The 8,123-nt window shown below is 38.7% G+C and carries 5 protein-coding genes; all 5 read left to right on the top strand.

Annotated features, from left to right (window positions below):
• Nucleotides 1-912 precede the first annotated feature (912 nt).
• Entirely contained in the window at nucleotides 913-1,695 is a 783-nt protein-coding gene (locus QZ562_RS17530) for a hypothetical protein (protein ID WP_293763031.1), read from the top strand.
• A 996-nt stretch (nucleotides 1,696-2,691) separates the two neighbouring features.
• Nucleotides 2,692-3,243: a MarR family transcriptional regulator gene (locus QZ562_RS17525; RefSeq protein WP_293763028.1), complete on the top strand. Its 552-nt coding sequence runs from the start codon at nucleotides 2,692-2,694 to the stop codon at nucleotides 3,241-3,243.
• Between the two features lie 69 nt (nucleotides 3,244-3,312).
• Nucleotides 3,313-4,692, top strand: a complete 1,380-nt coding sequence (locus QZ562_RS17520) for a cytochrome ubiquinol oxidase subunit I (RefSeq protein WP_293763025.1) — start codon at nucleotides 3,313-3,315, stop codon at nucleotides 4,690-4,692.
• Nucleotides 4,689-5,687: a cytochrome d ubiquinol oxidase subunit II gene (cydB, locus tag QZ562_RS17515; protein WP_293763022.1), complete on the top strand. Its 999-nt coding sequence runs from the start codon at nucleotides 4,689-4,691 to the stop codon at nucleotides 5,685-5,687. The genes QZ562_RS17520 and cydB overlap by 4 nt, the downstream gene beginning before the upstream one ends.
• A 423-nt stretch (nucleotides 5,688-6,110) precedes the next feature.
• On the top strand, nucleotides 6,111-7,952 hold the full coding sequence (locus tag QZ562_RS17510; RefSeq protein WP_293763020.1) for a choice-of-anchor I family protein: 1,842 nt from the start codon (nucleotides 6,111-6,113) through the stop codon (nucleotides 7,950-7,952).
• The last annotated feature ends 171 nt before the right edge of the window (nucleotides 7,953-8,123 follow it).

Below are 8,123 nucleotides of genomic sequence, written 5' to 3'. Positions count from 1 at the left end.
TATTACTACACTAACATTACAGTCATATTATTTTTTAATATCATTATTTAACTGTGTATTTAAAGTACAACGATCCAGTTGTTATGGCCACAAAGCAAAGTTTTAATCGAGTAAAGCTTTGGTTATATGAGTTTATACGCAAATAAAAAAGCTTCCTCGCAGACTCCTCACATTCATTACCCTCCTATAGACCCTATTTATTTATTTATTAATAAATAAATAAACATACTGAACGACACATCAGGTCAATATGTTGCTAGTATTTTATCAATGAAATTATGCCACATTGCGTTAAGCTCCCAGATTGTCAACACATCTGCTAGACCATATATCCAGGGCTATTTAATTGTGTAAAAACAGCACCACTCAGGTTCAAGAGAAAATTATTAAGCGTCGAACTCCCCTACTCAACTTGAATATTATAATAGGTTTGATTTAGCTTATCCATTAAGACTGATTCTTGTATCCTGTGTTTTGGAATCAAACCCATCACCTTTAATGTTTTAAAATGCTCTTGGGTTGGCAGGTTTTAACTGAGCATTCTAAGAGTGCCAATGTGATTATTTCTTAAATGTTATAATGAGGCATTGAGTGAGTTTTCTGATGCTTTTGAGTTGTAACACGGGTCGCAAATATAATCACAGCTATACTCTAGTCGTATAGTTGCCTCCATGCCCTGCTTTCTTAGCGGAATAACAAATGAGTATAAATTATTTTATAATGAAAAAAACAGCATGATTTCGAGTGCAACTTCATTCAAAATCCACTACATAAATAAAGACTTTAGTACGCTATCACTAGAGACGATATGGCGTCTATCATCGATATATTGTAAGCAGCGAGAAGGTACTCGAGTCATTCAAATGTTCTGTTATAGTAAGTTAATTTAATAAACATATAGAAGAGGTTTTCATGAAAAAAGGATTAGGAATTATTACTTTGTTAGCGCTGCTGATAGCTGGTGGTGCTTGGTATATATTAAGCGGAGCAGGCGATTTTATCCGTGTGCAAATAGAACAACAGGGGAGTAAATATCTTGGCACAACAGTGTCAGTTTTTAAGGTAGACTTAGCATTAACGGAAGGCCGAATGACCATAAGTGATTTGGATATAAAAAATCCTGTGGGCTTCAGCAAAGAGGATGCATTTAGTGTTGATGTGATCATTCTAGATTTAGGCGAAGTAATCAACGAGCCTTATGTGATTCAGACTATTAGCATTGATGCTCCGGAAATTCTTTATGAAGTAGACAAAGATGGAAAGGGTAACCTAATAGAACTAAAAAATAATTTAGCCGCCGCTCTACCAAAAACTGAACAGGAATCTGCACCCGCATCACAAGACTCGGCTAATCCCTTAGTGATTGTTGAAAATCTGACCGTCAGCAATATACGTCTTAAATTAAACTTTGAAAATTTGCCTACCGGTGATTTTAATTTAGACACAAAAACGTATGAAGTTACCCTACCCACTTTTAATGCTGGACCTATCGGCCAACCTAATGGCATGCCAGCAGACCAAGTAGGTATTGCGGTAGTTAATGCCATGCTCGAAAACATTATTACTGCGGCTAAATCACAAGCGAAAAAACACTTGTCAAAAGAGGCAAAGAAAAAAGTTAAACAAGAACTCGAGAAACAAAAGGGAAAGTTGTTGGATAAAGCTAATGACAAGCTCAAAGGTCTATTTAATTGATTTAGTAATCATTATTAAAAGTTGCTGTAACTTATAAATCTGTCGTAGGTGTTTTTGCTTAGCAAAGCACAAAACACCTCATTATTTTCCAGTTAACTTACACTCTATGCAGACAACCCACAGGGGGTTATTGATAATAATAAGTTAAATATGCTCGTGCAGCTTTAAAATATAAAGGTGTATCAATTGTCTGTCTGCCACTGAGTATTTACATCCATATCGGAGCCTTTTTTAGTAGTCTGGATAACTAACTAAGCTTCAATTGCTGGACAGGACAACACCATATAATATGGTGCGAACTTTTTAAGTATCATAAATTTGAATTGTCCACTTTACATATTTATCAACATATTACTTTTAATAAACTACCAATATTATTTCTCTGTAACTTTGAAACAAACACATGTTATGTACTCATAACAACCAACATCCATCATTAACTATGCTGCTAACCTAGTGGTTACAAATTAGCCGCAAGGCTTCGAAAAACGATTTAGACTTCAATCAACTTGCCACAGTACAAACGAGACTTACAGACAGCTACAAAAACCATAGAAGTGAAGTTTTATGCCACAAAATATAACCTGCTTTACCCCTCGGCGAGAGAACAAAAGTTCTACTAAACTGAATCCTAGTAGGTCAGTACGATCATCTAGTTATTAGATACTAATGCTCTTTTACGAAGCATAATTTAATTGGACCACTCAGCACATTTACAGTGATCTTTTAAGTGTTTTTCACCCATCATTCTGGTTGGTAAAGTGTTGAAGAGTATTGGGATGTGCCCTTTCACTTTACCAGTTTTGACTCATTAATTGTCTAAACCCACCGTATCACTTTTAATTCACTACTAATGAAAGCAGCTATTCAGCTTAAAGATTTTATTTCATTAGATAATTCATCTTTACCACATGAATCATAGATAGCACTTGACCTAATCCATCAAATCTTTTAAAGTTTCAGTAATTTCTGAAACTTTAAAAAGGCAACCTCCTCATGAAAATGACACCAATGATAGAAACCTTTGTGATGCACTTTGGCGAAATGGGCAGTCGCTGGGGGTTTAACCGAACTGTGGGGCAAATGTATGCATTGCTAGTGATCACTAAAGAGCCCATCAGTGCCAACCAAATTGCTGAGGCGTTGAGCATTTCTCGCGGTAATGTAAGCATGGGTTTGAAAGAACTGCAGTCTTGGCAGTTAATACAACTTCATCACAAACCAGCAGACAGAAAAGATTATTTTCACACTAATGGCAGTATTTGGGATATGGCGAATCGTGTATTTGAAGAGCGTCGTAAACGAGAAATGGACCCAACATTGTCTTTATTAAGAGATATCCTACTAGACACGCCAGGCAACGAAGAAGAAGAACATGCTCAACAAAAGCTTAGAGAGGTGCATGACTTACTTGAAGGCATCACCAAATGGTCAAGCGAGCTACAACGTTTAAGTCCAGAAAAACTCGACACGTTGATGAAGCTAGGCTCAGGTGTAGGCAAAGTATTGGATTTGAAAGATAAATTACTCAAACGAACTAATGAGTAACAGACCCAACATAAGAAAACTATTTAGTAATTAACAACAAATTTTCTCACATTATAAATGAGGTGCACTATGGATGATGTCTTCTTGTTGTCTCGCCTACAATTTGCAGCCAACATCAGCTTCCATATTTTATTTCCCAGCATCACGATTGCGTTAGGCTGGTTCTTATTTTATTTCAAGTTACGTTTTAACATCAGTGGGCATCCAGTGTGGATGCGTATTTATCGTTTCTGGGTAAAAGTATTTGCCCTTAGCTTTGCTTTGGGTGTGGTGAGTGGCATTACCATGTCGTTCCAATTTGGAACAAATTGGCCGGGATACATGGAAACAGTAGGTAATATTGCAGGGCCGCTGCTCGGTTATGAAGTACTCACCGCCTTCTTTTTAGAAGCCACCTTTTTAGGGGTGATGTTGTTTGGTATTCACCGTGTACCAAGCTGGTTGCATACTTTAGCAACGTTGCTAGTAGCGGTGGGCACAACACTTTCTGCTTTTTGGATCATCGCACTTAATTCGTGGATGCAAACCCCAGCAGGTTTTGAAATGCGTGATGGTGTAGCATATGCCTTAGATTGGTCGGAAATCATTTTTAATCCGTCCTTCCCTTACCGTTTGACACATGTGTTGTTAGCGTCTGCTTTAACTGCTTCTTTTTTAATCGCTGGTATCTCTGCTTATCGTATTCTCAGAGGTGATAACAAAAAAGCTCCCCAACTAGCTCTCAAAACAGCAGTTTTTGTAGCAGCATTGTTGATGCCACTACAAATATTTGTTGGCGACTTACACGGTTTAAATACTTTAGAACATCAACCTCAAAAGATTGCGGCGATGGAAGGTGTATGGGAAACACAAAAAGGCGTGCCTCTTTTATTGTTTGCAATACCAGACGAGGAGAATCGTACAAACCATTTTGAAATAGCGATTCCAAACATCACCAGCATTATTTTAACCCACGACCCTGAGGGAGAGATACAGGGCTTAAACGATTTTATTGGTGAACATCCACCCGTTGCACCTTTATTTTATGGATTTAGAATTATGGTGGGTATGGGTATGTTAATGCTTACCATTGCATGGTTCACAAGCTTCAAATTAGTACGTAACAAACAGCTCAGTAAAGGTATCTTATATAGCTTAGTGGGTATGAGTTTTTCTGGGTGGATAGCGACATTGGCAGGCTGGTATGTCACAGAAATTGGTCGTCAACCTTATCTGGTGTCAGGCTTATTAAAGACCTCAGATGCCGTTACAGACATTGCACCAGAAAACGTGCTATTTACTTTTGTTTTGTATCTATCAGTGTATGTGGCTTTATTGATCGCTTATCTACATACGCTGTTCCTGATGGCACGAAGAGCAGTAGAAATAGAAGAAATACAACCTAAAGAAAGACTTTTACAAAAGAAATTTCGCAGTTTACCCAACACAACAGAGGCAGCTTTATTATGATTGCAGATGTTAACTTACCCATTATTTTCGCCGGACTAATGGCCTTATCAATTATTGTTTATGCGATTTTAGATGGCTACGACTTAGGCGTAGGCCTATTATTGCCTCTAAATAATGATCGTCAAGCGGATCAAATGATCGCTTCTATTGGCCCATTTTGGGATGCTAATGAAACATGGTTAGTACTGGCTGTAGGGTTATTATTGATTGCTTTTCCAACGGCACACAATGTCATCCTAAAAGCGTTGTATATTCCATCAGCCATCATGTTAGTTGGCTTGATATTAAGGGGAGTCGCATTTGACTTTCGAGCCAAAGTAGCTCAAGTCAATAAACACCGTTGGAACCAGATATTTAAGCTCGGTTCCCTTATTGCATCCACTAGTCAAGGCTATATGTTGGGAAGTTTTGTGATGGGGTTTGAAAAATCTGCAACCGCTTATATATTTTCAATCATGAGTGCATTAGGGGTCGCTTGTGCCTATGCGTTAATTGGTAGTACTTGGTTGATTTTAAAAACCACTGACGACTTACAACTACGCGCCATAAAATGGGCTAAGTTAATGGGAAAAATTAGTTTTTTGGGTATATTGGCGGTCTGCATCATTAATCCACTAATTAATCAATTCGTGTTTGAACGTTGGACTACCGCCCCATTTGCCTATTTTATGGCTATTGTGCCATTTGTTTGTTTCACCTTATTGTTCATAGGCAATAAGGTACTAAAACAACTACCACTGAAGGACGACAGCGGATGCTGGCTACCCTTTCTGATCACGGTGGTGGTCTACGTATTTTGTTTTTGTGGACTAGCCTTTAGTTTCTACCCTTATGTGGTTCCTGGTGAGATAACCATTTGGCAAGCAGCCAGCGCTCCTGAATCACTACGTTTTATTTTATATGGCGCGTTGGTAGTTATTCCTTGTATTTTGTTATACACCATATTTTCGTATCGAGTTTTTTGGGGTAAAGTGCAAGACTTGCACTATTATTAAATGACTAAATAACTAAATAACTAAATAACTAAATAATCAGTGATTGGTCTGAGGTAGTCATTATGTTTTTACATACTTATGTTCAGAACTTTGCATGTGCAAACATTCGAAAACCTTAGACCATATCTCAGCACATCATCCAAAAAAATTTATAAACTAGACAATTCTTTGCGCTTTATACTTTTATTCAGCCCTGCCTATGATTAATAAATAGGATGAGGTTTGCACTCAGCTTAATGTATGAATAATCATGTTTTTTATATCGGTTGAACATCACATCTCAACTAAAGTGTTATCCGATTTAGATAAAACCTACTTATCCAAATTGTTATAATGTCATCAAGCTGTCATTTCTCCATCACATAAATGTCATCACACTTTCATATGCTGATCCTTTTAAACCAGCATAAAAAGGTAAAAGTGATGCAAATAATCAAAAGTTCTAAGTATTCAGCCCTTGCTTTGGCAATGAGTTTGTCTTTAACAGGTTGTTTTTTAGAAGGTGATGATGGTGTAAATGGTATTGATGGCACTCAGGGTTCAGCAGGTACTCTTGGAACCAATGGTATCGACGGTCAAGACGCCAATGCAAATATCAGCTTAAAATTGGTTGGACGTATCAAACTAAATCCCAACGATCCTGAAGGCGCGGCGGAAATAGTTCAGTTTCATTCAGCGTCGAAAACTATTTATGCAATTAATGGTGCAGCAGTTGAGCCAACGATTGAGATGATTGATGCCTCATCTCTAACGACAGAAGCTTTGAGTAACCCTCTATCTAATGAAAATTTAACATCCATAGCTTTAGTTCTGCCTACTGAGCAAGGTGGTATTATATTAGGAGGCCCCACTAGCATTTCAATATCAGGAGATTGGATGGCTGTAGCGGTACCTGCTAAAGATCTTGCCACTAATGGCATGGTCTTGTTTTATAGTGGCCTAGATATGTCTTCGCCAACGTTTGTAAAAGCCGTGGAAGTAGGTAACTTGCCTGATATGGTCACTTTTACACCCGATGCCAGCAAAGTATTAATAGCTAATGAAGGCCAGCCAAGTGGTGACTACAATATTGACCCCGAAGGTTCGGTATCAGTCATCACAATGGTAGATGGCACACCAAGCGATACATCAATCAATATCGACTTTTCTGACTATAATGACAAACAAGCTGACCTCGAAGCACAAGGCATGCATTTTCCTAATCCGTCGGGTCGTATTATCAATGGCACTTTGATCAGCACAACAGTGGCGCAAGATTTAGAACCTGAATATATTACTACCACCAACGACATTGCATACGTCACGCTTCAAGAAAATAACGGTTTAGCGATTATTGATCTAGCGAATAACAGCGCGCAAGTGATAGGTCTTGGCTTCAAAGATTGGAGTGATTACCAGTTCGATGGCATGGAAGATGGCACTGTAAGTTTTGGTAAATATGACAATCTGTACGGAATGTATATGCCGGATACCATCGCCTCATTTCAATGGAAAGATGCATACTTTTTATTAACCGCAAACGAAGGCGATGCAAGAGAGTATTTTTTTGATACGTTAAATGCTGACGGTGAACAAGATGAGGACCTATGCGACGCGGCAGGCGGTCAAGACTTTGATGAAAAGGATGGTTGTTTATCTTTCTCCGAAGAAACTCAGGGCAGACGACTTAATTTTGAGACTGGCTCAAATCTAGACACCATTGCTGGCGATGATCCAAAAGATTTTGATTTCACTGCCTATCCACTAGGACGTTTAACGGTAACCAAAGCATTGGGTGACAGTGACAATGATGGTGAATATGAAGCGCTTTATGCATACGGTGCGCGTTCATTCACTATCTGGGACAGCAATGGTTTAGTGGTATTTGATTCAGGCGATGACTTTGAGCGCATTAGTGCTTCTATTCATGGCAACGCATTCAATAACAACAACGATGAAAATGAAGGGGACTCTCGCTCTGCCAACAAAGGTCCAGAGCCCGAAGCATTAACGGTTGGGCAAGTAGGTGATAAAACTTATGCCTTTATTGGTATGGAGCGTTTAGGTGGCATTTTTGTTTACGATGTCACTAACCCTTATGACGCCAAGTTTGTTGATTATGTAATTAACCGTGACTTAACCGAAGGTGGTGACTTAATCGGTGATAGCGCACCAGAGGGTATGGTGTTTGTTGATGCAAACACTAGTCCAACAGGCAGGGCTTTACTTATTATTGGTAATGAAGCGAGCGGTACAGTATCGGTATGGCAGATTACTGAGGGCTAAAAGTTTCGAACTCAAAGGTGCACACCACATAGCAAAGGAGCGTCAGAAGCCGGCCATTACGATTCAAAGAAGGAAGGAAGGAAGGAAGGAAGGAAGAAAAAATATATTCAATCGTGACTTCTTTTTCATTGTGTGGCTTACGTTCTTTTGCACTAAGCTACGATGCTAGAA

It is taken from the genome of uncultured Paraglaciecola sp. (genome assembly GCF_913058035.1).
Taxonomy (GTDB): Bacteria; Pseudomonadota; Gammaproteobacteria; order Enterobacterales; family Alteromonadaceae; genus Paraglaciecola.
This window is presented reverse-complemented; position numbering and strand designations above follow the sequence as displayed.